Origin of the sequence: Weissella muntiaci, assembly GCF_008107635.1 — a bacterium.
Classification (GTDB): Bacteria; Bacillota; Bacilli; order Lactobacillales; family Lactobacillaceae; genus Weissella; species Weissella muntiaci.
This window is the reverse complement of the sequence record NZ_SDGZ01000003.1, coordinates 80582-106258: the sequence shown is the minus strand read 5'-3', so window position 1 is coordinate 106258 and position 25677 is coordinate 80582. Positions and strand designations below refer to the sequence as shown.

The 25677-nt window shown below is 38.7% G+C and carries 24 protein-coding genes; 22 read left to right on the top strand and 2 right to left on the bottom strand.

Features of this window, described 5'->3' with window-relative positions; translation table 11 throughout:
• The first annotated feature begins 8 nt into the window (after positions 1–8).
• Positions 9–1991, top strand: a complete 1983-nt coding sequence (locus ESZ50_RS00570) for a pLS20_p028 family conjugation system transmembrane protein (protein ID WP_148621647.1) — start codon at positions 9–11, stop codon at positions 1989–1991.
• Between the two features lie 111 nt (positions 1992–2102).
• The gene (locus ESZ50_RS00565; protein WP_148621646.1) at positions 2103–2609 is read left to right on the top strand and encodes a hypothetical protein; all 507 of its coding nucleotides are present in this window, start codon (positions 2103–2105) and stop codon (positions 2607–2609) included.
• Between the two features lie 54 nt (positions 2610–2663).
• Here the strand turns inward: ESZ50_RS00565 and ESZ50_RS00560 are convergent, their stop codons facing one another.
• Positions 2664–2957 (bottom strand): hypothetical protein, encoded by a 294-nt coding sequence (locus ESZ50_RS00560; RefSeq protein WP_148621645.1) that lies wholly within the window; start codon positions 2955–2957, stop codon positions 2664–2666.
• 17 nt (positions 2958–2974) lie between these two features.
• Positions 2975–3775, bottom strand: coding sequence for a ParA family protein (locus ESZ50_RS00555; RefSeq protein WP_148621644.1), 801 nt, complete (start codon positions 3773–3775; stop codon positions 2975–2977).
• A 364-nt stretch (positions 3776–4139) separates the two neighbouring features.
• Between ESZ50_RS00555 and ESZ50_RS00550 the strand changes: the two genes are divergently transcribed.
• The 20 genes from ESZ50_RS00550 (at position 4140) to rpoD (ending at position 25663) form a co-directional block, all read left to right on the top strand.
• Complete coding sequence (locus tag ESZ50_RS00550; RefSeq protein WP_148621643.1) at positions 4140–4472, top strand: hypothetical protein; 333 nt, start codon at positions 4140–4142, stop codon at positions 4470–4472.
• 2 nt (positions 4473–4474) lie between these two features.
• Positions 4475–5116 (top strand): hypothetical protein, encoded by a 642-nt coding sequence (locus ESZ50_RS00545; protein ID WP_148621642.1) that lies wholly within the window; start codon positions 4475–4477, stop codon positions 5114–5116.
• A gap of 13 nt (positions 5117–5129) precedes the next feature.
• Positions 5130–7079, top strand: coding sequence for a type IV secretion system protein VirB4 (locus tag ESZ50_RS00540; protein WP_148621641.1), 1950 nt, complete (start codon positions 5130–5132; stop codon positions 7077–7079).
• Positions 7079–7321, top strand: coding sequence for a hypothetical protein (locus ESZ50_RS00535; RefSeq protein ID WP_148621640.1), 243 nt, complete (start codon positions 7079–7081; stop codon positions 7319–7321). Before ESZ50_RS00540 ends, ESZ50_RS00535 begins: the two co-directional genes overlap by 1 nt.
• 12 nt (positions 7322–7333) lie before the next feature.
• Entirely contained in the window at positions 7334–8626 is a 1293-nt protein-coding gene (locus tag ESZ50_RS00530; protein WP_148621639.1) for a phage tail tip lysozyme, read from the top strand.
• Positions 8627–8649: 23 nt separating this feature from the next.
• On the top strand, positions 8650–9054 hold the full coding sequence (locus ESZ50_RS00525) for a thioredoxin family protein (protein ID WP_148621638.1): 405 nt from the start codon (positions 8650–8652) through the stop codon (positions 9052–9054).
• 12 nt (positions 9055–9066) lie between these two features.
• Entirely contained in the window at positions 9067–9612 is a 546-nt protein-coding gene (locus ESZ50_RS00520; protein WP_148621637.1) for a hypothetical protein, read from the top strand.
• Positions 9596–10192 (top strand): hypothetical protein, encoded by a 597-nt coding sequence (locus tag ESZ50_RS00515; protein WP_148621636.1) that lies wholly within the window; start codon positions 9596–9598, stop codon positions 10190–10192. Before ESZ50_RS00520 ends, ESZ50_RS00515 begins: the two co-directional genes overlap by 17 nt.
• A gap of 37 nt (positions 10193–10229) precedes the next feature.
• Positions 10230–10514, top strand: coding sequence for a hypothetical protein (locus ESZ50_RS00510; protein WP_222860774.1), 285 nt, complete (start codon positions 10230–10232; stop codon positions 10512–10514).
• A complete protein-coding gene (locus ESZ50_RS00505) occupies positions 10514–11491 on the top strand; it encodes a hypothetical protein (protein WP_148621634.1) in 978 nt (325 codons plus the stop codon). The genes ESZ50_RS00510 and ESZ50_RS00505 overlap by 1 nt, the downstream gene beginning before the upstream one ends.
• Before the next feature lie 133 nt (positions 11492–11624).
• On the top strand, positions 11625–11993 hold the full coding sequence (locus tag ESZ50_RS00500; protein ID WP_148621633.1) for a hypothetical protein: 369 nt from the start codon (positions 11625–11627) through the stop codon (positions 11991–11993).
• A gap of 28 nt (positions 11994–12021) precedes the next feature.
• Positions 12022–14376, top strand: a complete 2355-nt coding sequence (locus ESZ50_RS00495; protein WP_148621632.1) for a hypothetical protein — start codon at positions 12022–12024, stop codon at positions 14374–14376.
• A 2-nt stretch (positions 14377–14378) separates the two neighbouring features.
• Positions 14379–15242: a class A sortase gene (locus tag ESZ50_RS00490; RefSeq protein ID WP_148621631.1), complete on the top strand. Its 864-nt coding sequence runs from the start codon at positions 14379–14381 to the stop codon at positions 15240–15242.
• Between the two features lie 21 nt (positions 15243–15263).
• Positions 15264–17051: an isopeptide-forming domain-containing fimbrial protein gene (locus ESZ50_RS00485; RefSeq protein ID WP_148621630.1), complete on the top strand. Its 1788-nt coding sequence runs from the start codon at positions 15264–15266 to the stop codon at positions 17049–17051.
• 11 nt (positions 17052–17062) lie between these two features.
• Complete coding sequence (locus ESZ50_RS00480; protein WP_148621629.1) at positions 17063–18211, top strand: MucBP domain-containing protein; 1149 nt, start codon at positions 17063–17065, stop codon at positions 18209–18211.
• Between the two features lie 156 nt (positions 18212–18367).
• On the top strand, positions 18368–20125 hold the full coding sequence (locus tag ESZ50_RS00475; RefSeq protein ID WP_187387487.1) for a hypothetical protein: 1758 nt from the start codon (positions 18368–18370) through the stop codon (positions 20123–20125).
• Positions 20126–20552: 427 nt separating this feature from the next.
• Positions 20553–20723, top strand: a complete 171-nt coding sequence (locus tag ESZ50_RS00470) for a type II toxin-antitoxin system RelB/DinJ family antitoxin (protein WP_148621627.1) — start codon at positions 20553–20555, stop codon at positions 20721–20723.
• 445 nt (positions 20724–21168) lie between these two features.
• Positions 21169–22206 (top strand): IS30 family transposase, encoded by a 1038-nt coding sequence (locus ESZ50_RS00465; RefSeq protein ID WP_148621626.1) that lies wholly within the window; start codon positions 21169–21171, stop codon positions 22204–22206.
• A 425-nt stretch (positions 22207–22631) separates the two neighbouring features.
• A complete protein-coding gene (gene dnaG / locus ESZ50_RS00460) occupies positions 22632–24509 on the top strand; it encodes a DNA primase (RefSeq protein ID WP_148621625.1) in 1878 nt (625 codons plus the stop codon).
• A gap of 17 nt (positions 24510–24526) precedes the next feature.
• Positions 24527–25663 (top strand): RNA polymerase sigma factor RpoD, encoded by a 1137-nt coding sequence (gene rpoD / locus ESZ50_RS00455; protein ID WP_148621624.1) that lies wholly within the window; start codon positions 24527–24529, stop codon positions 25661–25663.
• Positions 25664–25677 lie beyond the last annotated feature (14 nt).

Genomic DNA, 25677 nt, shown 5'->3' with positions numbered 1-25677 from the left:
GAAATATAATGCAAAATATTTTTTACCTGGCAGCTTTAATGAAAGTACCGGATGGGGGACCAAACACGGCTTTCTATGATGCCTGGTCAAATTATCTGTCACCAATGCCACGAGTGTACCTAAGCATGATTGAAACGATCATGCATGGTATTGCAGAAATATTTTTCGATCTTGGTAATGCAGTTCTAACTGCATGGACCAAGGTTTGGGATTTAGCTGATTTTAGTGGAATTTTTGTGGCCAACACGCATGGTGATATCACTGGCTACAACCTTGGACAGTATGTACCAATGTTTGCAACGATTGGCTTTGTAGTATTTGCTATCATGATGTACATTAGCCTGTTTATGTTCACTCTTACCAACGGTGAGAAAGGTAAGGAATGGCCTAAGGGAATAATAATAATCTTTATGGTGCTTGGAACTATGCCGTGGCTTATTACAGGTGGTACTGCGATTAGTAAGAGCGCTAATGATACTTTCTTACCAAAAGATAATAATGTCCTTGTACAGGTTTGGAAGAATAATAGTGTGGATCTTGAAAAAGTCGCGGATAAAAACTTTGATGTAAAAGTCGAAGAGCTCAAAAATTACAGTCCAATTAAAGATGGAGATGATCCAGCAATAGTACATGCACCATTCTTTTCAAAGGTGATGGATGATAATGAAGTTAAAAAAGTCACAGGTGATAATGCCAGAAATAATCAAGATGTTTTCAAAAATAAAAGAGGTGTTGATGAACAAAAAGAGGAATTAGACAAGGGAGTATGGTTCACTGGTGGAATATTTAATGAAATTTATCCAATGATCAAGGTTAATTGGATGGGAATTATTGGAGCTGAAATAACGTTTAGTATTGTTGGCTTTCTAGCAATAATTGAATTAGTCGTGCGTTTATATCGAATTGCTTACTACACGATAACAATTCTAGTGTTTGCCTTCCGTGACCTGAAGGGTGAAAAGGCCATGCAGATTATGCATCTGATTGAAGGTTCATTTATCGGAATGGCCTTAATGCCATTAAATGTAGTCTTGTTTTTTGCCTTCATTCAATGGTCAATGACTAAGCTTGAAAGTATGGGCCTCAGTACAATGCCATATACAATTCTCTCAATCGGAATCATGATCGGTGGCGCAAAAGGACTGTTTGGTGGATTCTCATTAATTGATGACTGGACGGGTGTACCCACTGGACATGGTAATACCGCACAATCATTAATAGCTGGAGGTATGGCAGCAGGAGCAGTTGGAAACATGGCTAAGAGTGCTGGAAATACTGCTAAGAGTGGTTTGGGTGCAACTAAAGCCCTAGTGGACAAAGCTAGTGCTGCTTCTGGAAAAATATCAGATAAAGTTGCCGAGAAAGCGAACGACTTGGCTTTGAAGCATAAGGCTAAAAGTATGCAACAGCCACTTAATAAATCAACAAATGGAGATGATGCCAATAAACCTGATGGCAGTGGCTCGAAAAATGATGGAGGTACAAATACAGACACAGACGAAAATAATCCACAGTCATCTGGAGGAATGGGATCGAGCGATAATAACGACCAAGCGGGACAAGATGGTGCTGGCCAATCAGGATCAGATGCGCCTACGGCCCCTCCTAATCCAGCTGGTCCACAATCTTCAGAATCAAATGGAGATGAGAGTGGAATAGGCGAGCCAGGTAGTGATAACTCTAGTACGAATAAGGTACCACAAACATCTAAAAATTCCGCTTCAAAGGGTGATACCGGCACAGTACATGTACCGATGAACGCTGGTTCTTCTAAAGGTCAAAATAGTGCTGGTAATAATTCTAAGGCAAAGACGGGAATGGCGCCGATTAATACCCCAAGTTTTGTAGACTCATCTGATAACCGTCCTGGTGATAATTCAACTATGACCTCAACAGATGATTCAAATTACCAAGACTTCGAGCAGAACATGCCACCTTTGCCTACGCAAGCAGAGTTAGACGAAATGATGCCTCCTATTGAATTATACTGATGATTATAAAAAGGATATATCCATCATTAATTGATATGGATATACCCTTTTTTTATCACTGTGATTAAGGTAACATTAAGGTAATAAAACGATTTGGTGGAGTTGAAAATTATGACAAAGAAAATTTGGTGGATTATTGGTGTTCTGCTAGCAGTGGTGATTGCTGGTGGTGGTACATTTGCATATGTTAAGGCTCATCCAACCAAGGCTGCGGCAGCTAAGATGTCTGATGCTGAGTGGCGAAAACTTGATATTAAGAAGCAATTTGAGTTAGCTCCGGAAGGACATTATGTGCATCTTACTAAAACAAGTAAGTTTTTATATAAAACCACATGGACCAAAAATGATTTGTATAAGTGGTACGGTTCTGGTAAGCTCCCAAATGATGAGAAAAATACATTTGGAACAAGTAAGACCTTTGACAATACCAAAATTGTTGATACTTCTCTTGATAGTGGAGAAGTAAGTTATATCTGGGGTGCGTTAGCAGATAATGGTGAATTTAATAAATATGCCACGAAATATCCAGATAAGGTTTACGAACCTTACTTTGACAATTTGAAGGATGCAAAGAAAGATACCGATGTAAGTCAATACGTAACAGAAATTGTTAGATAAATAATTTAAGCTAAAAAGGCTCTAAAAGCATTATGCTTTCAGGGCCTTTTTTGTTTACTTGTTAAAATCGATCATCTTTTGAAATACATCTACTGCGAATTCTGACAAACCTGAATAACCATTTTGCTTTGCTAACTCAAGAAGTTGAGCTTTCATGGTAGGCGTCATTGTGATTGAAACAGATTGCTTGCGTTCCTTTGAAGACTTTTTCATCGAAAGATCCGAAACAAAGTTATCAACATTGAACACTGCATTTTTTAATGGATTCTCTTGCATGGCCTTGGCCATTGCTTCCTTATCGGAACCAACCATAGAATCAAGCTGTTCTTTTTTTGAATTCAATGACATTTGCGTCCTCCTAAAATTTAATTCAAGTTATCAATTACTCTTTGGATTTTCGAGAACTCATCAACTAAATGGTCCTTATAGCCCTTGTAAGAGCGAAGTTTGTCGGCGCTCATATTTGTGACTGCAACCTTTGTAAACGTCGAGGTGGGCATTATTTCGCTAAATTTAATGACCCCAATATTATTAGGAATACTTAGCAATTCTTCACGGAATAAGCGACTCGATGTGGTGGTTGTACGTGCTTTACTACCGACGAAAAAGACTTGTGCGTCAATATCACTCGTATTAGTACGAGGATCAATGCTGGCTTCTCTAAATTCAGCCATACGAAGCTCAAACTGATTCTTTAGTTGTGTAAAGCCATATTCACTTGGCTCAAGAGGAACAATCACTGCATCACTTACGGCAATCATATTCTTAGTCAACATACTAAATTCTGGATGTGTATCAATAAATACATAGTCATAAGTGTAGATAAGATCTTCATTCTTATGCATCCAGTTTAGTAGCATGTATTCACGGAACATTTTACCTTGAATCAATGTTTCTACTTGATCGAGATTAGGCGAAGCCGGTATCAGATCTATGTTTTCTGCAACGTGCCGCACGGTTGGTTCTCCGCCCATGAACACATCTAGTAATGTATGTTGATTGGTTATTACGTTGAAAGTTGAGCTTAGACTTGCTTGAAAGTCTGCGTCAATAAGTAGAATCTTTTTTGAATTTGTAGCAAGCCAAGAAGAGATATTAAATAGAATGGTTGTCTTTCCAACACCACCTTTAGAACCTGTAAATGTAACAATTTTTGTATTAGCCATTGTAATTTCCTCGCTGTTTAAAGTATTTGTCAAAATGAAATAAACAGTAGTTAATCAAGGATATTATCAATTACAACTATCATTATACTCTAGTTATAATGATAAGTATACGTTTAATGATACTTATAAGCATAATTAAAAGTATAACTAAAAGTATAATTAGAAATATAATCATAAGTATACGTATAATTTTCTTAATAAGTATAACGGAAGTTATACTTTGAAGTATGTTTTCTGTTTAGCAGAGAAATGAGACTCAGCAATATTTGCTGGTCTTTTTTTTTGGCGCAAAATTTTTTTCGGCCTTTAAAAATAAGTATTCTTAGCCTGTAGTTAATCAAGGAATAAAAAAGGAGATAGTAATTTGGCACAATATATAACATTTTCGCCAGGTAATAATATCTGGAAAAAGCCAGCGCGCGTAATGGCGCTGAGTTTTGAAAGAATAGGAATTGCAGCCGGACATGGCATTTTTACCTATGTAATTGTGAATACAGCATTCTCGTATCAATTTTCGGTTTTGCAGCTAGGTTTCATTATCACGATGATTGTAGCGGCGATTTATGCAATGTTACCAGCTCCAAGTAATCCACATGCGACGGTATTATCTGAAGTCACCGTACGGTCATTTAAATCAATGTTCCACCCTCAATTGCGAGGATCAATCAAAGTGTTGCCATTAGAAAGAGAGGACTAGGAATGGCTTTCAAACGAAAAAGCAGCAAGGTTCTTAATGCTAAGGATGTTGTGTCTTTCAGATCTACAATGCCTTTAGTTTCATTGCTACCTTGGCAAAAATTTGAGGGGACAGATAACTTACTCAGATTAGCAAATGAAGATGGTGAGCCTGATGGATATTTAGACATGCTATCAATTGAAGGTAAGGACTTGGACTTTGTTTATGGTATTGGTTCAGATGGAGCAAGTCGAATTATTCAGGACTATCACATGCTACTTAATACCTATCTAAGTGATTTTGACATCCTAATAACTAAGATGCCTGCATCTACTACAATTCAGCAACGGAGCTGGATTAATAATCGTGACCAAATATTAAAAGAACTACAAAACAGTTCTGATGCAAACTTGCGAGAACAGTTACGGCGTCGTTACATGGCGGCTGAAAAGATCGTGGGTAATTTACAGACAGTTGAAGATGTAGTTGTGCACCAAGCTTATACTGCGTTGATTTACGGCGATTCGATGAGCGAGACTAGGGAAAATCGTGATTCATTTATTAGGCTGGGCGGCATGGCTATAAACGCTAAACGAATTTCATTGAAACAGAAAAAGAATGTTCTTTCAATGCTTCAAGACCCAACTCGTCAACTAAAAAACTAAAGGACTAAGAACTATGAAGAAAAGTGAGGCATCAAAGTTAAGGGGTAGGGGTTATGACCTAGATTTAATTCATGAGGTTAAAAATCCAGGTCCTACAATTTATCACTCAAACTATATTGAGTATGGTGATGGTGTTGCAAGTATTACCACTGTTTGGGATTACCCCAAAGAAGACCAACAGCAAATGTGGTTTAGAAATCTATTGGATACGCCCAACTCAATTACACAATTAAAGATTGGTACTGAAGATCGTGCGAAGGTTCAAAAAGCATTGAACGATGCGTTAAATGCAAATGAAGGAATTGCTAATGATAAGCTTCAAAATAAGCAACGTCAGATTTTAGCGGTCGACGAATACCAACAAGACCGTGAGGATTTACGTAATGCTGTGAATGGGCTGGATGTCTATAAGCGTCTGTATACACGTATCATGCTGATCGCTCGAACGCCTGAAGAGCTGCACAAACAAGAAGATGAATTCAGGCAAAAAGTGATGAACTTTAAAACCAAGATTTTCATGGATGAGATGGTGAATCAGTCTATACAGTTCTTGAAACCAGCTACAAAAATTGAACATCTTGGGTTAAGAGATCGCGGTTTTCCAATGAAGGCTAAGGCTCTGGCGGGAACATACGCGTTCAATCAGACGTTCCTATCTGATCCTCGTGGTACCTGGCTAGGTACTACCTTTCAAGAAGGTGAAGTGACTTTTGATCCCAGTCATTCTGACGGTCAACATCGAAATACAGCATACAATCTTGTAATTGGAGATGCTGGCTCTGGTAAGACAACTTGGATGCATCAAAATTTAGATCCCTTATTCGCAAGAGGCGATACTATTTGGGCTTTTGATCGATCGCAGCGATATATACCTCACATTAAAAATCTTGGTGGCATTGTTATGACTATGGATGGTAGTAAGAACATGGTAAATATTCTCCATATATTTGCTACCGAATTAGATGAAGAGGGTAACGTCAATACCATTGCTTCATTTATCAACCACTTAGATAAGGTTGAGAATTACTACCGTACGATTAATCCTGAAGCTGGTGAAGCTGAAGTAGCACTAGTTTCGACTGAGTTGCAGAACTTTTATCAAGATCTGGGTATGTGGTCTAGCTCTCCTGAAGATCATCCTGAAAAGCTGAAAGTTCTAGGATTGGCTAATGATGCATATCCAACATTGGAAATGTTCATCAGTTATTTGAGATCTAAGGCTTTAGAGGCTAACAGCATGAGCCCTAAAGATTATGAACGCTTAGATTCAATAATCACAACATTTGGCGCACTTCTTAGAAAGTACGGTTCAAAGGTCAGTGGATATACAAATGTACCCGATTTATCTAAAGAGAATTTGATTCTTTTTGATACATCAGGAATGTCTGCTTGGGACAAAAAAGTTTACAGTGCTCAGTATTACAACATTTTATCGTTAATGAGCGCTTATGTTGTTATGAATGGGTTCACCCAACTGAAGCGTGAGAAAAGTGGTGAGATTTCAAGGGCTACCATGCTAGATGGAACCGCTGCACCCAAGTATTTCTGGTGGATTCAAGATGAAGCTGATGACATCATCAATGAAACTAATCCACGTGGAGCAATTTTTGCAGATCAAATGATGCAGCAGCAACGAAAAAATTATTTTGGAACATTTATGATTTTCCCTGGTTTAAAGCAGGTTGTCCTTGATGGTAATCAGCAAGTAACTGAAGGAACAAAGTCAATTCGCGATTTCTTCAATCGTTTTCAAAATCATCAAGTTGGCCGCCTCCCACAAGACGAGCTCACTCGCTATTCTCAAATTACAAGCCGAACCGACGTAACTATGGATCAAATTAATACTCTACCAATGTTGCATCAAGGGCAATTTCTGATGGTAATAAGAGGCGTACAATCAACTTTCTTTACAGGAAATAGACCAGAACCAGATGACGAGGTCTTGTATGGAGGTGGAATCTAATGGCAAAGAATAAAACTAAGAAGGCAAAGCCTAGGTTTGTTGAGAACAAGCATATTAATCCTTACCGTCCAAGCACAATTCGTCGTGATGCCGAAAGAGATTATGCGAAGTTTAAAGAACGCTTGGATGCTGGCGAAATGCCCAGCACAGTCACAAAAGGCTTCGAGAAGAAAATTGGTACTGCCTTCTTGTGTCTGGTTGTAGTGATTCTCTTAATGGTCCTTATAACATTAGTGTTTTAGTAGGTGATCTCAATGGATGAAAATAATCAAAAGCAAAGTACCGGTGGAAGTGCGGTGTTAGGCACAATCAAAGGTAGCAAAAAACTAAAGGTATTCATCTCAATTTTTTCAGTGTTAATTCCGATTGCGATTGCTACATTCTGTGCGATGTTCCTAATAATTGTGATTACTGGGGGAAGCAAATCCAGCTGTTTTAACACTAACACTCCTTCTACTAGTGGTGGGGCCGCTATTGGGGGAGATTGGAAGGATGAAAACTCAGATACACACAAAGCTATGCAATATGCGGCTGATCAATTTAAAAGTCGGCTACATATGAGCGGAACAAATATCGCAGCAGCATTAGCTATTGGGTTACGCGAAAGTGGCTTTAATACGGCGTCTGTAAATCCTTCTGGTCATGTTATCGGTATTTGGCAATGGGGTAATGGCGGTTTAAATGGTGATCGTTATGGAAACACTGAAAGTACATTAGAAGGCCAAGTCGGCCTAGCAATTAAAGAACTAACGACAACACATGTAAAAGCATTGAGTGAGATGAAGGATGCAGACTTAGCAGGTTCTTTGGATGCATGGGATGTGAATTTTGAAATACTATCACTTAATGATCCTCAACGAAAACTTCCAGAGACAACGGCAACAGCAGTTGAAGTCCAGAAAATATTCAATCTTAATTTCAACGGTGATATTAACGTTGGTGATAGTCAGATTAGTAATGGCGACGGTGTGGCAAATTCAGGATCAGATAGTGATATGGCAATATGCGACTCTGGAGTATCCGGTACTACTAGCGGTCTACCAATCAAAGGAAAGTATAGGATTACAGGAGGATATCCAAATTATGATGGTCAAGAAGGATATATACATTGGGGTGTTGATTTTCAAACTGTAGATCACACAGAGACCGGCGAAGAAAGTAATGTTTACTCTGTATCAGACGGCACGGTTGTTACCAAGACATTCGATTTAGCCGGTGGAAATTATGTTGTAATCCGAAATTCAGATGGTGTTTATGCCTACTACGGACATGCGCCAAGCCAACAAGCAATTGTCGTGAATGTAGGTGAGCAAGTTAAGAAAGGTCAACATATTAGCCACGAGGGTCAAACGGGTAGTGCAACTGGAATCCACGTCCATTTTGGGGTTAATCCCGTGCTAAATAATTTTAACCCTCATACTCCGAAGGGTATTGATAGTCCTGCAAAATATTTGCAGAATTTCCCAAAGCAACTGGTTCCAAAAGATGGTGTGGTAAATCCTGATATGTCTACTGTATTTGATGCGTCAGAACAGAAAGATCAGTAATTTAAGAGGAGAGGTGAAAGCTAATGAGTAAGTGGGTCAAATTATTAATTGTCATTGTCGGCATATTTTTAGGCGGATTGAGTGCAATTTTTTATAGTAAGTCAATCTCATATCCTGACTCTGACAATCCAAAATCTCTGATTGAATCGGCAGTAAAAAATAAAGAAAACGTTGTGATTGTATTTCATAAGACTGGTTGTTCTGATTGCGAAGCCATCAAGAACACCGTCAAGAAAACAATCAAGGCAAATAGCAATCATGTTAGATATATCGTGGTTGATCTAAAAAAGTCTCAGAATCGCTACTTAATTAAGCAGTTCAATCTGACCTCTACTCCAACGATTATGCAGCTACACAATGGCAGAGAATATCGAAGATATGAGGGCACAGACAATGACTTGGTTAAAGATATTCTGAAAGGTGAGTAACTGGAGTTAATTATGAGTAAAAAGATAATTAATACATTGTTGGGGTTAATTGGTGTATTGAGTCTACTAATTGGGTTTGTGGAATTATCAAGCATTGATCACAGTAAAAATGATCTAGTAAAAGCAAATCAAGTAATGGCGTCAAAGCGAGAAAATTTTGAAAATGTGAGATCAGAAGCAGTTGATGAATTACCTGACTTAAGTGAAAAATTTAATGTCTTAGACAATTTTATTACCAATTCAAATAATGATCTGACTAAATCGCCAGAGGCATCTGGCATCTCATATAAGAAATATGGAAGTGACTCATCATTTCAAGCCCTGCAAAGCGTTCTCGGGGCAGAAGGACAATATTCAGCAAAGGTTGTTCTACAAGACGTTTCAATGTCACAGAGGGTTGAGAATTCAAATGTAGTAGATGCATTAGGATCATTATTAGTTAAGCAAGATGGTGCTCAGGATGTTTCTTATACAGTGCTTGCAACTGTTAAGAATAATAAAGTGACTGAGATCAAGCTACTGACGAATGCGGGGGTTAATGATGAAAAAGCACAATGATTCAATTCTCACAATAGTAATAGCTGTATTTTCATTAATCTCGCTAACATTTCTAACGGTCAGTGTTATTGATACAAATAATCAGAAGGCTAGTATCAACGACAAAATTCAAATGACTCATAAAAAATCAGAAGATCTTGTGATTGATGAGGCAAAAGAAAAGAAATCCAAGCGTCCTGGCATTTCAAATAGTCTTGATGCATTAAATGATTTTTTTGATGGTTATTATACCTTTGAGAATCAGCAAGAGTATAACAACAGAGCAAAAAGTTTGAGGAATGTTGCTAGCTCAGATGTTCTTACGGATGAAAAAATCTTTGAATCTGATCCCTACAAAAAGGTTAAGCAGTTAGAGTTGCAGAGCAAATTTACTAGTCTTAAATTCTTCCCAGCAACGTTAAATGATACTGAAGTCACTGGTTCAGTCTATGTCTCATATTCTGCCAACTATGCAGATAAGAAAGCGGGTACTGGACAAGCGCTATATGATGTAACGTTCAATCGAAGTGATAACAAGATTACTAATATTTCTAAAAAGGGAGATTTGTCTGTTAATACAGATAGTACACTTTATGAATAATTCAATAAAAAAGCTAAGTGAGTCAAGAAACTGGAAGATGACTAAATTATTGTTAGGATCATTCATTAAATCATGGCTTATATCAATTGGGTCAATCGCAACTATTTTATTGTTTGGTGCAATTCGAATGGCACCGAAAATGGACAGTAAAATAAATAGTCAGGCGTTACAAATGAAGAATTTGCCAGGAAACTTCTACCAAACATTTTCGATGGGATTTTTCTGGATGATCTTATCCATGACTATTTTTATCATGGCTGTAAGTTTGCTATTCAGGTATGGTGACAGTCGAAATACGGCAAAAGCCAAAGGGAGGGTGTAATGTTTCCATTTAAAATGTTAAACGTCAACAGAGATGAATATATTGGTCTAGGTCACCACGAGGAGAAGGCACAATCAGATGCGTCTTTGTTCTATGGAGACCATAGATTCCTAAGTTTTTTATACTCAAAATTGTTTGTAATTTTTAATGCTCCAGGTCTGATTTTTGATTATCTAAGTTACTGGATCAGAGTTGCTGGATCTTGGGTCATGACCGAATTAATATTAAGTTTTAAGGTCTGGCTTCTGATCGTTTTTTTACAAATTTTTACAAGTCTGCAAGGCGATATTACTAATACAATCACATCTTCAAACTTCACATCTGTGATAGTGCAATGGTACATCTACTTCGCACTGCCAATCGCATTCGTTATAACTTTTTTTGGTGGATTAGGTGCAATATTAGGTGAAAATCATATTTTCACCCCTATCTGGGTTACTTATTTGACTACAAAACTCCCTTTTAACCGAAGAATTCCATTCTTTATTCCCAGAGTTCTAGTTTTCAAAAAGCAAGAGGAATTTTGGGATCAACATAGTCAACAGCAAGACACAGTGACGATCCCTTATATTTACGATATCGACCGTGCAGCTGTTTCGAAGCTGCTTGAGGACAACTATGACGATATCATCCAGATGAATATCAATGTACAAACGTTGATTAAGTATTTGTTCCTGAAAGGTCAATTGCCTGAGTGGGCAGTTCAGATAGTTGAGGATAAAGAAGTGAATAGGTCACTAGACTCTATTCCTGAATACTCATTTAAAGACCAACTTGCAAAGAACTTGCTAAATTTCTTACGTAAGCATGATTTAATCGAGCAGCACGCACTCTCAATTGGAGTTACGGATGCAGATAAGAAAAAGCTGATAAAGGAGCTTAAAGAGCAACTATCAGTGAATTTCACACATGCAGATGAAGGTACGATTGTTGAAAACGGGACATACGTAAGATTTTTACAGAAGAAACATTATTAAAAATAGATCCAACTTTGGACGTAACTTTGGTTACGTCTTTTTTTTTGGCGCAAAAAATTTTGAAGCTAAATATATTTGTTAATTTATGGGTGCACATTAAGTGCAAACTAAAATTTTTTGGAGGTACAACATTATGAATGTTGGAATAAAGCGCTTTGAATGGCGCACCACTATGACAGCCCTGTCAGCTAGTGTTATGGCATTTTTAACTGCAAATTCTTCAGTATTTGCAGCTGAGTTAACTAATAGTACGAAGGACACTGCCTCAACAATCATTACTTATCTGATTGTTGCCACTATTGTAGTCGGGGCGATAGGCGGAATAGTTGGTATTTTGTCAATCACGTCCGGTATTTCTTGGTTGACCCAACAAGGTCAAAAAAGACTTATGTACTCTCTTTTTGGAATTGCAGGAGCCTTGCTATTCGTAACTGTGGTTGCTTTCATCATCAAAGCTGTAACTGGCGGTGGTGGTTCATTCACTTGGAGTTGGTCGTTCTAGTTCTATTTGAATAAGGAGTAAGTAGAAAATGAGTAAGTGGAAAAGTTTTAAGCGGCATCCTACAAGTGAATTAGGACCGTATTTTGCAGAAATTCAGGACGGTGTCTTGGATTTTGATAATGAAATTATTGAGGAGATTGTAGAAGATACAGGGTCGATCACAGATACTTGGCCACAATTATCCTTAAAGGATCTAAGAGCTCTAACTGAGCAAATAAGACAAAAGATTTCAATTCCGTCTGGGGCAATTGTTCCATTGGGAACAGTAACTTACTTGCATCAAGAGGCTGGTAAGAAACGTCCGAATGAATCAGGGTTGACCTGGATGGATGCAGAAATATCACCTAACTCAAGTAATTTCGTTATTGAGACTGTTAGAAACACCATTAACGATGAAGAGACTAGGTTAGACGAGGATACCTCGTATGGATTACTAACTAATGCCTTTGAAGAATTGATCGCAGGTGCACAGGAACTGGCAAATTTTGATGCAGGTGATTTACCTAAGTTACCAAGTGAAGATGAGTATATTGATGCGCTTGAACACAATAAGCAGCTTACTATCTTGCCTAGTAAAGCGGTAATTGGAGAATCAATTCAGTCCAGTACGCAAACAAAAGTAACAGAATCAGAGACACCCACAAGTGATTTTCCTATGCCTACTCAAAGTCATGCCAGTGACGCGCCAATTCCAGCTCCAGTTCCTGCTTCAGAACCAGGAGTCGAAGAGTCAGGTGCAAGTGCGGGTGGTGCAAATCCTGAGCCAGCGGGTGACTCTGATGGAGCTAAACCCGTACTTCAAGCTCCAGCTAGCGATGCAAACGGCGAACCAAAGCCAACATCAAATTCGCAAAGTACAATTTCAAAGCTAATGCAGGGATTTAATGTAGAAGCTCCGCAATTTCCTTTGCAAGGTGGTTTTGAAGGTGAAAGTTTCACTGCTATTGACGATAGCTATGTAAATGCTCAATTAGAGTTGGAGTATAAAGAAGCCAACGAATTTTTAAAATTGTCAGCCAACCAGCTAACGAACACCATTCGGACAAAGTTGGTTGAGGTTGCGGCAGCAGTTAACGTAACTAAAACTGCGAGCGATTTCGTGAGTGGAGATTGGCAGGAGAAAGTAAAAGCTAAGGTTACGTCCAAGCTCCAAGAAGAATTTTCGGACTGTCAGAGTAAAGAACTTAATGCTCTGGAGGCAAATTACCAAGATGATGTTCAAGCTGAAAATCAGCGACATGAGCGCCAACTCCAGGAGCTAGAGAAAAATTACCAAGTTAGTAAGGACGCAAAGGTCAAACAAAACCAAATTGCATTGCATGACAGCATTGTCGCTGAAGCGAACAACTTAATTGCTGAACAGCAGTTATACGCTGAAACAGAAGTTAAGCAGCTCAATGAGGATTTGGTCCGTAAGACTGAACAGCAAATTGCTATGCAGGCAACAGCTTACTTACAACATGCTAACGGTCAAATGACAGAAGCCTTTAAGCAATTAAAGACTCAATTGGAGCAAAAGTCGGTGGAACTCCAAGAGATTCACGAAAAAGCCGTTCAAGAAGCAAAGGATCTGGCAGCAAAACGTCAAGAGATGCAAAAGACTGAAGTTGAACATGCTGGGATTGTGAAATTACAGGAACAAAATACCGCATTAACTCAGAAGAATAACTCATTCGCTGAAACTCAAGCGAGATTGGATCAACGCATAGCAGACCTCCGTGCAGCAAATGAAGATCTGCAACTTAAGTATCAGAATGCGCAAAGTGAGGCGGAGTCTACCGCTCGGCGACTTTCAGATCAATCGCAGCAACAATTAACAACTGCTTTAGTCGCAAATCTTAATGGTGGTCCAAAGTCAGCTGCATCAGAAACCCAATCTTCAGCGCCACAAAAGAAGCATGGCTTTGTTCGTGGAATGCTTACAAGTGCCGGAATTATTGGTGTTTTTGGAGCTGGTGTGTATGGTTTCCACTATGTACAGGCATCAAATGCAAAGGCTGATTCGGCTGTTGCGACTGCCAAGGCGGCTCAGGCAAGTTATGAGAAGAAGTCTCGTCAAATTGTATTGTCTAGCAGCAAGTCGTCAACTGAGTCATCAGAGAAAGCTAATACTGCTTCAGATGAAAACACTCAAACGAGTAAATCGTCAGCTTCAGATACGTCTTTTGAAAGTCTTGATCAAGATATCGCTAATAATTCGCTAAAGGTCTATTACCAATCTTTCTATAACAAGGACTTAGGTACAAATAGTCGCGTTTTGTTGGTTGGAAAGAGATTGATAGCGAGTGGTAATATCTCTGACGCAAAATTGTTGGCCCAAGCTAATCCAAATCACAGTTCTGATTTGTGGATGGCGATCGGTGAAGCACAGGCAGGTAACTAGTTATGGCATTTCACGTAGTAGATGGAAGTGGGCCAAAGAAGCCCATAAAGAAAAATTCAAAGCGTCCATTTAAGAAGTCGATGAATAAGTGGCTTAAACGATTATGGATTGTCGTAGCTATTTTGACAGTTGGAATTGGTGCAGTCAGTGGATACGTCCTCATTAATCACCATCAAATTGAGCAACAAGTCTCGGCAAATCAGAAGGCAGATTCAAAGACTAAGCATCACGCAAGTACACATGCTGAGAAGTTAGCTAATAAGGATATTTCTTTTGATCAAAATGGCGATATTCCGGATGCAAAGACTCTTCAAAACTACCGTAATTTGCCAGAAAAGCTCAGTTTCGATGGATATATCGCCGTTCCCAAGCAAAATGGTGTATCAACACCTATTAAAACGCTACAAATCAATGAGGGTGCTTCTAACAAAGTTTTGGCTTATGGTGCAGGAACAATCAAACCAAATCAAGTGATGGGCCAAGGAACCTATGGACTTGCAGCACACAATGTAGGCTACGGTGGTGGATCGTTAATGTTTTCGCCAATGCAGAAAGGCATTGATGTTAATCAAGAACCTAAAGCTTATCTCAGCAACGGGAAAAATATCCTTGTTTATCAGTTTTATAAAGAATCAGACAGTGTGAAAGGCCGTCAGGTCATTTCTTACAAGGGTGGCGGAAAGGTTGCTGACGATGTAACTAATGGAGAAGATCCTCGATTAGTTTTGGCAACTTGTGATGAACCAGGAGCTTGGAATAGTCACCCTGAAAATCGAATTATCATGACTGCTCATTTGATTAAGGCAGTTAGTTTCAATGGAGCAACTGACTACGAGAAGTCATTGTTTCCAGCGTTTAATAGGTAAAACCTAGGAAGAGAAGAGGAAATGAATATGTCAAAGGGAATCAAAGTGGCTACTAGTGTGGCAATTACAACCATGCTCATGGGAGTCGCAGCTGGACAAATTTCAGCGTTTGCGGAGAGTACAACTGGTTCAAATGACTCATCTAAAGGCGTAACTGCTCCTAAAGCGACTATTGTTTCACCAGATAGTTCAAAATTAGATAAAGCAGTAGCAAGGGCAAAATCAAAGGATTTTGGCATCGAAGTAAAAAGTAAAACCACGACAACCGTAACGACAGCGGATAAGGCTAAAAGTCTTGCTGACGCTGCAACAAAGGATGAGGATTCACAAGCTGATTCGATAAACGCTGCCCTCGATAAATATGCAAAAGATACGTCAGATTACAATGATGCTGTGAAGGGGCAATTGGATGACGCCAATCCGAACGACCCACTGCAACCAGGACAGTTAGCTTACGAACAGCCCTTTACAATTAATAGTGATCGGGATAGTTTGCAAACTATTGATTCTAACTACGATGGAGGATTGAATTCTCAAAATGACTATAACTCTGACAAGACTTATGGAATAAAAATTAAGGAAGATGCTAGCGGAAGTTATTCATTTAATTGGAAAAACGTAGCAACTGATAAAGAAAGCGGCCGTCAGTTGAATGCGAAGATTACACTCAGTGATGGTCAAGCATCTACGAATACTGACGGTAATCCAGGAGGCTTTGTTTATTCCAACTTTGTAGATAACGTCGGTATCGGTGGTATCACGGCTATGAAAGAAACACTCAGTTATACTTATGCCGACAATGGAAAGAACTATGATAAAAAATTCTATTGGACAATCGGTTCTTTGAATTTTCAAGATGGAATTAGGGCAGAATTTACGGCGCCTGATAAAGGTGTAGTTGCTACTTTCATGAATAAGGACACAATTCTTGAGCCAACATTGCAACAGTTGTTTGGAACGGCCACTAAGAAAGTTCAAAAAGGCTTTGCCGGTAAGATCGGTACAGCCCAGCCTGGTATCTCAGACGAATCACCTGAAGCAATTACAAAAGAAGGTGTTACTTACCTAGTGAATAATGGTGCTTCGATTTGGGTCGGAGAATCAGGTGTGGCAGAAGGTCAAGAGCCACAAGGTAATGCAAATCTTCATTCGACATTTAATCATATTATGACCGCAACAGACACAATTGCGCCGACTGCCGTTAAGCCGGTACTTCCAGACATATCGGCCAATTATCAACAATTTGAAGTTCCTACTTTGGCCAAAGATGTCCAGGCAGGGGAAACAGATGGTAGTGATTCGAATACTTCGATTGATGGCGAGGAGGTTAAAAACGGGGACACTATTTCTTATGTACTAAAGAGTAGTGATCTTCCAGCGAACCGACAAGATGATATTAAAGATGATGTTATCTCTGACACTTTGCCTGATGGTGTTTCCTTCAAGTCTGCCAAGGCTTACAATGCAAATGGCCAAGATGATTCAACTAATTGGGAACTTAATAATGATGGACAAACCTTCACGGGCACAGCAAAGGACACTTACCTGGCTCAGCAAAATGCTGATAAATCAAAGGCATTTGCAAAGGACTACATTGTAATCACTGGTCAGGTCAATGTTGATGGAGCAGATATTAAAAACACCGGTCATGAATCTAGTAACCAGGTCGAAACGGATTCAAATACAGTCGAAAATACGACTCCAAAGTTAGATACTCCAGTTGAAGCACCAGCCAAGGATCTACCAAGTACAGGAACAACTAATCCTGTAATGTCATTCTTCAACAAGCTGTTCAATAGCTTCAAATAATGGTGGCTTGAATGAAGAAAGCATTATTATTTGCGACTACATTACTGTCATCATTAACTATTGGCCTGAGTGTTTCTGCGGTGCATGTAAATGCTGACGTACAAGCAGCTTCTCAATCCTCAGCCTCCAGTGACGATCCACAACAAATGGGAACGGTAACCTATCAATTTATTGATATGGATTCCGGTGAAAAAATCAGAGATGATGAAACATTGACTGGAAAAGTGGGTGATACATGGTCTTATGATCCGCGCAAACACGTTCATGATTATCAAATGCCAAATGCTGTGGCCTTTGATGGTGCATTCACGGTTAAACCACAAGTTATCAAAGCATTCTTTACACCCGCCAAAGACGGTAGCCTCAATGTCTATTACAAGTATTCAGACCAAAGTGGCAAGGAAATTAAAACCACGGATAGTACAACTTACGGTATGTGGGAAAATTTTCAAGCTGATATTAACAAGTTTGAACTGAATGATTGGGAACTGGATTTAGACAAATCAATGTATTCTGTTGATTTCGGCGGTGGTGTCAGAATTGCGGCTTCTTTACGTCAGTTAATGGGCATGAACACATTGGCAGCTACAGTTAATCAAATTCATGCGTCTCCAGGTTATGGTAACGATGGAATAATAGGTTTCAACTTAGTCTTTACCCGTGTTAAATCAAACGTCACAGTGAATTATGTGGACTCTGATGGTAATAAGATTGCAGAGAATACACAACTATCGGGTATGATCGGTAGTCAGTATTCGCTTAGTCAGAAAGCCATTGAAGGGTATACCTTGAAGAGTGTCGATGGAGACACTTCAGGTGAGTATGGTACTGAAGCTCAAAGTGTGACTTATTCTTATGTGAAAAATGAGCCTATTTCAACTACTGAAGATAATTCAGGTAGTCAGATTATAAATGGTTCAAAACCTAATGACAGTCAAAATCTCGCCAAAGCAACAACTAATATGACTAACATTGGACAACCTAAAACTAATACTTCAAGAAGCTTCACAACATGGAATTCTTCACAGCTACCTCAAGGTCAACAAAGTGATGAATTACCAATCACAGGAATGAATAATATGGCATGGCTAACTCTATTGGGAATTCTTAGTGTTCTTACTGGATCACTGTTCTTCTTTAAGAAACCACGTCAGTTCTAATAACAAAATAACTTTATAAGTACAATGGTGGCCATGATCAATAGGCCACTATACATAATTTTCATAAGCAATACTTAAAGAAAGTAAATTCCTTGTTGTGATAGAAACAACAAAATGAGATTATTAATACAGAAATTATAGGAAATGGTGTTTATTGTGTCGTTAAAAATAATAACGAATAAATCTAAAGTTGCAGGAACGATCATCGCGCTAGCTTTTTTGTTGGTACTTCCAAGCATACTTTATGGCCAACTGCCTGGGTTTGGTGGGGCAGACTCGTTTTTCCATATATCACGATATATGGATACAGCCATGCAAATTAAAACGGGGCATTACAGCTTCTTTCAACAGTTCTTTACATTAAATAATAGCGGAAAGATTGTTAATGCCCTATATGGCCCTCTAGTAGCATATTTTCAAGGTTTGCTTCTTAACATCGTACATTTCAATGGAATTATTTGGTGGTATTTGTATCTATTTCAAATAAACCTAATTGGAATAGGTAGTATGTATTGGCTTCAACGTGAGAATGGTGTTGCTAAAAAGAAGTCATTGATGTTGGGAATATTGTTTGTAGTTGCGGGGAATGTTACCGTAACAGTAGTTTCAGGTGCTTATGCTTTCGGCTATGCGTTCTTTCCTTTGATCGTAAGTGCAGCAATCAGATTATTGAAAAATAGAGAACAGCCAATTAAGTTTTGGGAACTCGTATTATCAATAACTGTTTTAGCACAGACACATGTCTTATCATTGGTTTTAGGATTAATTGTCTATGCACTTGCTTTTATCGTTTATATTTTTTCTCGAAAAAATATAAAAGCAATATTCAAAACAATCAAGGTATTAGTTGTTGCTGCACTAACGGTCTTAGTCGTTAATTTCAATGTTTATGGTGCTTACATTGAGGTCATGCACTCAAATTCGAAGATCATAAGTCCATTTACACCAACACAAATGTATTTCAATACGGTGATTGATTTTGGTAACATATCCTTTGCCTCAATTTCGGGAATTGTATTCATTGCGTTGCTGATCGCTTGGGCGGTGAGATTTGCACAATGGAAAGAATCACAATTAGCAGACAAATTTGCATTGATAGTTAGCCTGTTGTTCTTACTAATTGCCATGGGCATCATCAATATCAATGGAATTCCAGGAATGACAACCTTCCAATTCTTAACTAGATTCTTCTTGATCACATTTACGTTTGGATTGTACTCTTTAGGTCAATATAGCGAACAGAATATCAGCAAATATGGTAGCGTGGTGTTAATTGTTGCTACCATTGGTGGGGCAGCAATTTACTTACAGCAGACAATTCCGGTCGGAGTTGACTCAACGACAACTAGCAAAAAATTGACCAATTCTATTCCGCCATTAGATTCAGATGAATTAACTTACCAGGTATATACAAGACCAATGGCATTTACCGATCAAAGTATCTATAAACACGCAAAAATGCCTATGGGGTTAGCGGACTACCTACCAAATGACTCACCGTTTGAAGAGGATTATAAATCTGAGGTTGCTAGCAGCAATGCGTTTAATGCATATTTCTCGAGTGAGATTTTACAGAACAATAACTTTAAAGGGAGAAACTTGGAGCGAAAAGTTGGCAACAACTCTATGATTGTTTCATGGACTTCTAATACAGGGGGAGTTGAGCAGCTCCCAATTATTAAATATGCTCATACCGAATTGACGTTAAACGGTAAAAAATTACCAAATAACTACTCTAATTTGTCTTATATCGGTACAGTATCAGTTCAAAGTAAGAAAGGTGTTAATACGCTCAAGGTATCATATAAGCCGTCTTTGTGGTTTGTGATTGGTTCATGGATTCAAATTCTTGGAGTGCTTTCCATTGTATTAATCACAGGTGGGTATGTAATTATTAGAAGGTTTAGAGTATAATTTAGTTATTCGAATAAGTTAACTCACGTGTTCCGCGCTCGCTAAGTTTGGAACTGCACGTGGGTTTTTCTTTTTGTCTTTCTATTCATTCTTCGGATAAGATAATTTAGTCACAAAGTCATAATTAAATAACGTTAGTGAACTGTAATTTCTTTAAAGTTAGTACCTGGACGTGTTGGAAAGAAGGTGATATATTGAACATGTTAAGTGATCCATAAATAACTTAACGTATCAATTTTTACTTTCTGCATGGGTTCTGGATCCCTCAATCTGGACTCTTTCAAAAACACCAGGTATGATATTCCTTTCATAAAATGTCATTAGCAACTTACCTGGTGTTTTTGTTGTGTTTTAAGGTCTATTTATTGTAATACTATCCTATAAGTCTTATAATGATATTTATTATTAAATGAGGTAGGTGTTTAAAATGGCAGAAAAACTAATTCAATTACGTGTAGAAGATGCAATAAAGGATCAAGCGGACGAAATTTTCAAGAAGCAAGGTTTGACTACACAAACAGCAATCAAGATTTTCCTTACACAAGTAGCAAATACTGGAAAATCACCTTTTGATAACTTGTTTGTAGCTAAAGATTAATTCAATCTTATGGCTAAAATAAGTCTTCAGTTCACGTGTGATATTGGAGCATTTTGACATTTAAACTTACAATTTAGTTGATTTTTTTGCTACTTTGCATAAAATTCCGCCATATTGTAACGAAATTCGCAGTTTAAATTTAGATAAAAAGGGACTATCCAATTTTTTGGAAAGTCCCTTTTTTTATGTATGATCCTATGATCAATGTAATTCAATAAAGATTCGTATCTGAGGTGTGAAAACACTTGCAAACAGTAAGTAGTTTGGTCTACTGTTTTAAATGTATGCGGAAATTGCATTTAAAGCCCTATTTAAAGGGCTTTCTTGTTGGATGTCCAACTAAATATATCAGACTATATTTTGGCAATATTATTTGTTGTTAAGGATAAAGTATTAGTTGGTTCAAAAACAAGAAGGTGATTAAATAGCTTGGGAGAATGATTCTATGAGAACCTATACAAGACTGACCACTAGAGAACGATATCTGATATGGACTTGGCGTTACGAGACAAAGCCAGCATTATCTTATGCAGTCATTGCAAAACGCTTAAATAGAGCGAAATCTACAATCTTTAATGAGGTGCATAAGAATAGAATGCGGCCCGATGTTTCATTGAATAAACTTCCATATAATCCAGAGTTTGCGGACTTTAATGCTGAGAAGAAACGGAGGCAGAAGAAACTGGGAACTTATAAAGTAAATGCAAAACAACTCAGAAAAATTAAAAAGTTACAAGTTGAGAGACATATGAGTATACCAATGATCGCTCATCATAATGGCATTGAGCTTGCACCAGCAACGTTGTATAAGTACCTGAGAAGAGGATTTGCCGCTCTGTCAGAGTATAAATTGAGAAAGTATCGCAAAAAAGCTAAACGTTTTAAACCAACAGCAGTCCAGCAAGCTGCCATCACTGCTAGATCTATTGAATATCGTCCTGTCAGAGCCACTAAAAGACAGCATTTTGGTCACTGGGAAATGGACTGTATTGACTCCAGATCGGGTGTTAAAGCAGCTTTGTTAGTCTTAGTTGAAAGATTAACTCGCTTCACGGTCGTATACAAGGTTAGTGATAAAAGCTCTTCACAAATAGTCGGTGCATTAAGGAAGTTCAAACAACGTTATAAGAGTGCGATAAAGACAATTACCACAGATCGTGGAAGCGAATTTACGAATACCAATGTTATGTTCTTTCTTGAATCAAACAACATAGGGGTTTACTACGCCCATCCATACAGTCCTGAGGAAAAGGGAACAATAGAAAGAATCAATCGAGATATACGTCAGTATTTCCCCAGAAAGACTTCGTTTGCAAATGTAACACCCACTGAAGTAAGGTATGCCGTCAATTTGATAAATGGATATCCAAGACAAACTTTACAGTGGGATACACCAAACTACCGATTTAATCAGGCAATCAGTAGAAATGAAAAAAAGTCAGCTGTGAACTACGTTTCCAAACAAGTAAATCTTCACGCCTAATTAGTAAATTATATTGGTAATTGATACACCTGGTAAAAATGTGTAATTTACGAGGTGCTATTTGTCGTTGTTCTAAAATTTTGAAATCATACATAGTAAAAGTAAGATCCGAAACTCAGACCTGAAGGTAAGTAGATAGTTCTAAAAGGTAGAAAAAAGTCAGTTTTGTAACAATATTGTAAAAAAAGACTACAAACCCTTTCACTGCGGGACTGGTAGCCTTTTTTTGATGAACTTAACTCATTTTTTCACATTTACGTACTTGATAGGTATTGACATTTCCCGGTGAAATCCTAGTTTACATAATAATGAAGCGATTATTCGAGTCTCCTATAATACAGGCGCTCAGCGACTTTCACAGGGGTTGACAACCGTTCTAAAATAAACTATCATTATATATCGAATTAAATTGGGGGTGGTGACCAATGGCCAGTAGAGTACCTGAAGAATTGGTTGAAGAAATTCGCCAAAAGGTAAATATTGTTGATGTAGTTTCCCCATACGTTCAATTACGAAAAAGGGGGCGTAATCTCTTCGGCATTTGCCCTTGGCATGAAGAACGGACTGGTTCATTTACCGTCAATGAAGATAAACAAATTTTTCATTGTTTCTCATGTGGTCGTGGTGGTAATGTTTTCAATTTCATGATGGAGATTGAAAATCTTTCTTTCCCACAGGCAGTTGCAAAAGTTGCTCCTTTTGCGGGTGTTAATGTTGATGATAGTCTTGTCAACAATGGGCGTACTGAGAATGTATCTGCTGATGTTCGCGAATTGCGTGAATTATATGCAGATGCGACCAAGTTATATCATCACCTACTTGTTAATACCGCAGCTGGAGAGCAAGGTTTAAATTACCTGCATGGTCGTGGTCTTGATGATGGAACAATTGATGCTTTTATGCTTGGATTTGCACCTGAGGGCAACGTACTATTAAATTTTTTCACTGAACAAGGCCGAGACTATCAGTTATTACGACGTTCAGAATTATTTGTCGAGCGAGATGACGGTAGCTTAGTTGATCGATTTAGTAATCGAATCCTATTCACGATTCGAGATCGCTCTGGTCATCCAATTGCTTATTCGGGAAGAAAGATGTCCAGTGATGACGATCAACCCAAATACATTAATAGTCCTGAAAGCCCCTTATTCAATAAATCCCAAGAGTTATTTAATTTCGATCTGGCTAGAAATGGTATTCGCCAGGCGAAGGAAGTAATCCTTTTGGAAGGCTACATGGACGTTATTGCAGCATTTCAAGCAGGTGTCACTAATACTGTCGCATCGATGGGTACAAGCCTGACTCCAGAGCAAGTACAAATACTTGGTCGGAATGCTGAAAAAATATTTATCAGCTATGATGCTGATCATGCTGGACAAGCGGCCACAAAACGGGCACTTGATATGATTCAAAAAGATGGGAAGATGGCTGCTCAAGTAGTTCATATTCCTGGGACACAAGATCCTGATGAATTTTTTCGTGCGGAAGGTGCGGATGCGTTTAAGTCGTTGCTACAGAAGAATGTCGAAACACCGGTTGCCTTTGGTTTGCGCTACTTACGTGATGGTCGAGATTTGTCGAATCAACAAGAACAGCTTAGTTACATCAGCGATGCAATTAAACTAATCGCTGGAGAGCGTGAACCGGTTGTTCGCGACCGCTTCTTACGCCAACTGGCTGATGAATTTAGTATTTCCTTGCCTGCTTTGAATGAGCAATTGCGCCCTCTGTTACTGCAACAGACCGCTAATCGGACGCATCAGAGTAATCAAAATGAAAACCGAGGTAATTCCACAAATTATTCAAGTGCCGACAGGTCACAAGAAGAATTCGTATCTTCACAACCTCAGTTGGTTTCAGGGGTTGAAATGGCGCAACTGATCTTGCTTGACTGGATGCTAAAGGATCAAGAGGTCTGGCTACAGGTAACTGCAAACCCAGCCTTTCATTTTTCGGACTCTAACTTTGAAACGCTCGTGATGCTTGCTTCAGCTTACAAAGCTGAACATAATAATACGACAACCGTTGATCTAGCAAGTTTTATGGATTATGTACGACGCCCTGAATTGACGCGAATATTAGCTAGTTTTGATAGTATTGCAGATGACCTGCTAACAGACAGGACAAAAGTTGCCGATTATATTGAAGTTATAATGAATAAATTACCATTATCTGATAAAATTAAAACACTGCGCCGTGAATATCTAGAGGCAAAACAAACTGGGGATATTGCGCGCTTACGACAAAAAGGTGCTGAACTGATGAGCGCTTTAAAGCAACAAGAAGCTGCTCGTTATGAATGAATACTTGGGAGGCCAAAATGGCAGACGAACAAAAAAAGACGACAACTAGTGCTTTTGATCAAAAGGCATTTGATGCAACGATTAAAAAAATCATTAAAGAGTTCAAAGCAGACAAGCAAGTTAAAGAAGACGCTTTACAAGATGTCTTAGTAAAGCCAATGAATTTGAATGCTGATCAAATCGACGAGCTTTACGAAAAGATTGAAGCCGCTGGTATTTCAGTTGTTGATCAAGATGGAGAACCTACTGCTCGCGCTTTGGAGAACAAAAAGACTAAGTTATCAGAAAAAGAGTTAAAGCAGGCGGCCGATGCACCAACTGGCTTGAAAATTAATGATCCAGTCCGGATGTATTTGAAAGAAATTGGTCGTGTTTCATTACTGACTGGTGAGGAAGAAGTTTCACTCGCAGAGCGTATTGAACAAGGCGACGAACTGGCTAAACAAGAACTAGCAGAGGCAAATTTGCGTCTGGTTGTTTCGATTGCTAAGCGTTATGTAGGTCGTGGTATGCAATTCTTGGATTTGATCCAAGAAGGTAATATGGGCTTGATGAAGGCTGTTGAAAAGTTTGACTATCGTAAGGGATTCAAGTTTTCAACCTATGCAACTTGGTGGATCCGTCAGGCGATTACTCGTGCGATTGCAGATCAAGCACGTACGATCAGAATTCCTGTTCACATGGTTGAGACAATCAATAAGTTGATCCGGATTCAACGGCAATTGTTGCAAGATCTTGGTCGCGAACCTACGCCTGAAGAAATTGGTGCTGAGATGGATATTGTTACCGATAAGGTTCGTGATATCTTAAAGATTGCTCAAGAGCCAGTTTCATTGGAGACACCAATCGGTGAAGAGGACGACTCTCACTTGGGTGACTTTATTGAGGATAATGAGGCCGTATCACCAGCTGATTCGGCAGCTTACCAAATGCTTAAAGAGCAATTGGAAGGTGTACTTGATACACTAACAGATCGTGAAGAGAATGTTTTGCGATTGCGTTTTGGGTTAGAAGATGGTCGTACTCGGACACTAGAGGAAGTTGGTAAGGTCTTTGGTGTTACTCGGGAACGGATTCGTCAAATCGAAGCCAAGGCTTTGCGCAAGTTGCGTCATCCCTCACGTTCAAAGCAATTACGTGATTTCCTAGATTAATAGATAATGGATCA

Bases quoted from the DNA above. Each gene is read 5' to 3' on its own strand.
- ESZ50_RS00490 (WP_148621631.1), top strand. From the start codon at position 14,379: ATGGCATTTCACGTAGTAGATGGAAGTGGGCCAAAGAAGCCCATAAAG.
- ESZ50_RS00480 (WP_148621629.1), top strand. From the start codon at position 17,063: ATGAAGAAAGCATTATTATTTGCGACTACATTACTGTCATCATTAACT.
- ESZ50_RS00530 (WP_148621639.1), top strand. From the start codon at position 7,334: ATGGATGAAAATAATCAAAAGCAAAGTACCGGTGGAAGTGCGGTGTTA.
- ESZ50_RS00540 (WP_148621641.1), top strand. From the start codon at position 5,130: ATGAAGAAAAGTGAGGCATCAAAGTTAAGGGGTAGGGGTTATGACCTA.
- ESZ50_RS00570 (WP_148621647.1), top strand. From the start codon at position 9: ATGCAAAATATTTTTTACCTGGCAGCTTTAATGAAAGTACCGGATGGG.
- ESZ50_RS00465 (WP_148621626.1), top strand. From the start codon at position 21,169: ATGAGAACCTATACAAGACTGACCACTAGAGAACGATATCTGATATGG.
- ESZ50_RS00515 (WP_148621636.1), top strand. From the start codon at position 9,596: ATGAAAAAGCACAATGATTCAATTCTCACAATAGTAATAGCTGTATTT.
- dnaG (WP_148621625.1), top strand. From the start codon at position 22,632: ATGGCCAGTAGAGTACCTGAAGAATTGGTTGAAGAAATTCGCCAAAAG.
- ESZ50_RS00500 (WP_148621633.1), top strand. From the start codon at position 11,625: ATGAATGTTGGAATAAAGCGCTTTGAATGGCGCACCACTATGACAGCC.
- ESZ50_RS00525 (WP_148621638.1), top strand. From the start codon at position 8,650: ATGAGTAAGTGGGTCAAATTATTAATTGTCATTGTCGGCATATTTTTA.
- ESZ50_RS00470 (WP_148621627.1), top strand. From the start codon at position 20,553: ATGGCAGAAAAACTAATTCAATTACGTGTAGAAGATGCAATAAAGGAT.
- ESZ50_RS00565 (WP_148621646.1), top strand. From the start codon at position 2,103: ATGACAAAGAAAATTTGGTGGATTATTGGTGTTCTGCTAGCAGTGGTG.
- ESZ50_RS00520 (WP_148621637.1), top strand. From the start codon at position 9,067: ATGAGTAAAAAGATAATTAATACATTGTTGGGGTTAATTGGTGTATTG.
- ESZ50_RS00545 (WP_148621642.1), top strand. From the start codon at position 4,475: ATGGCTTTCAAACGAAAAAGCAGCAAGGTTCTTAATGCTAAGGATGTT.
- ESZ50_RS00510 (WP_222860774.1), top strand. From the start codon at position 10,230: ATGACTAAATTATTGTTAGGATCATTCATTAAATCATGGCTTATATCA.
- ESZ50_RS00555 (WP_148621644.1), bottom strand. From the start codon at position 3,775: ATGGCTAATACAAAAATTGTTACATTTACAGGTTCTAAAGGTGGTGTT.
- ESZ50_RS00495 (WP_148621632.1), top strand. From the start codon at position 12,022: ATGAGTAAGTGGAAAAGTTTTAAGCGGCATCCTACAAGTGAATTAGGA.
- rpoD (WP_148621624.1), top strand. From the start codon at position 24,527: ATGGCAGACGAACAAAAAAAGACGACAACTAGTGCTTTTGATCAAAAG.
- ESZ50_RS00485 (WP_148621630.1), top strand. From the start codon at position 15,264: ATGAATATGTCAAAGGGAATCAAAGTGGCTACTAGTGTGGCAATTACA.
- ESZ50_RS00535 (WP_148621640.1), top strand. From the start codon at position 7,079: ATGGCAAAGAATAAAACTAAGAAGGCAAAGCCTAGGTTTGTTGAGAAC.
- ESZ50_RS00505 (WP_148621634.1), top strand. From the start codon at position 10,514: ATGTTTCCATTTAAAATGTTAAACGTCAACAGAGATGAATATATTGGT.
- ESZ50_RS00560 (WP_148621645.1), bottom strand. From the start codon at position 2,957: ATGTCATTGAATTCAAAAAAAGAACAGCTTGATTCTATGGTTGGTTCC.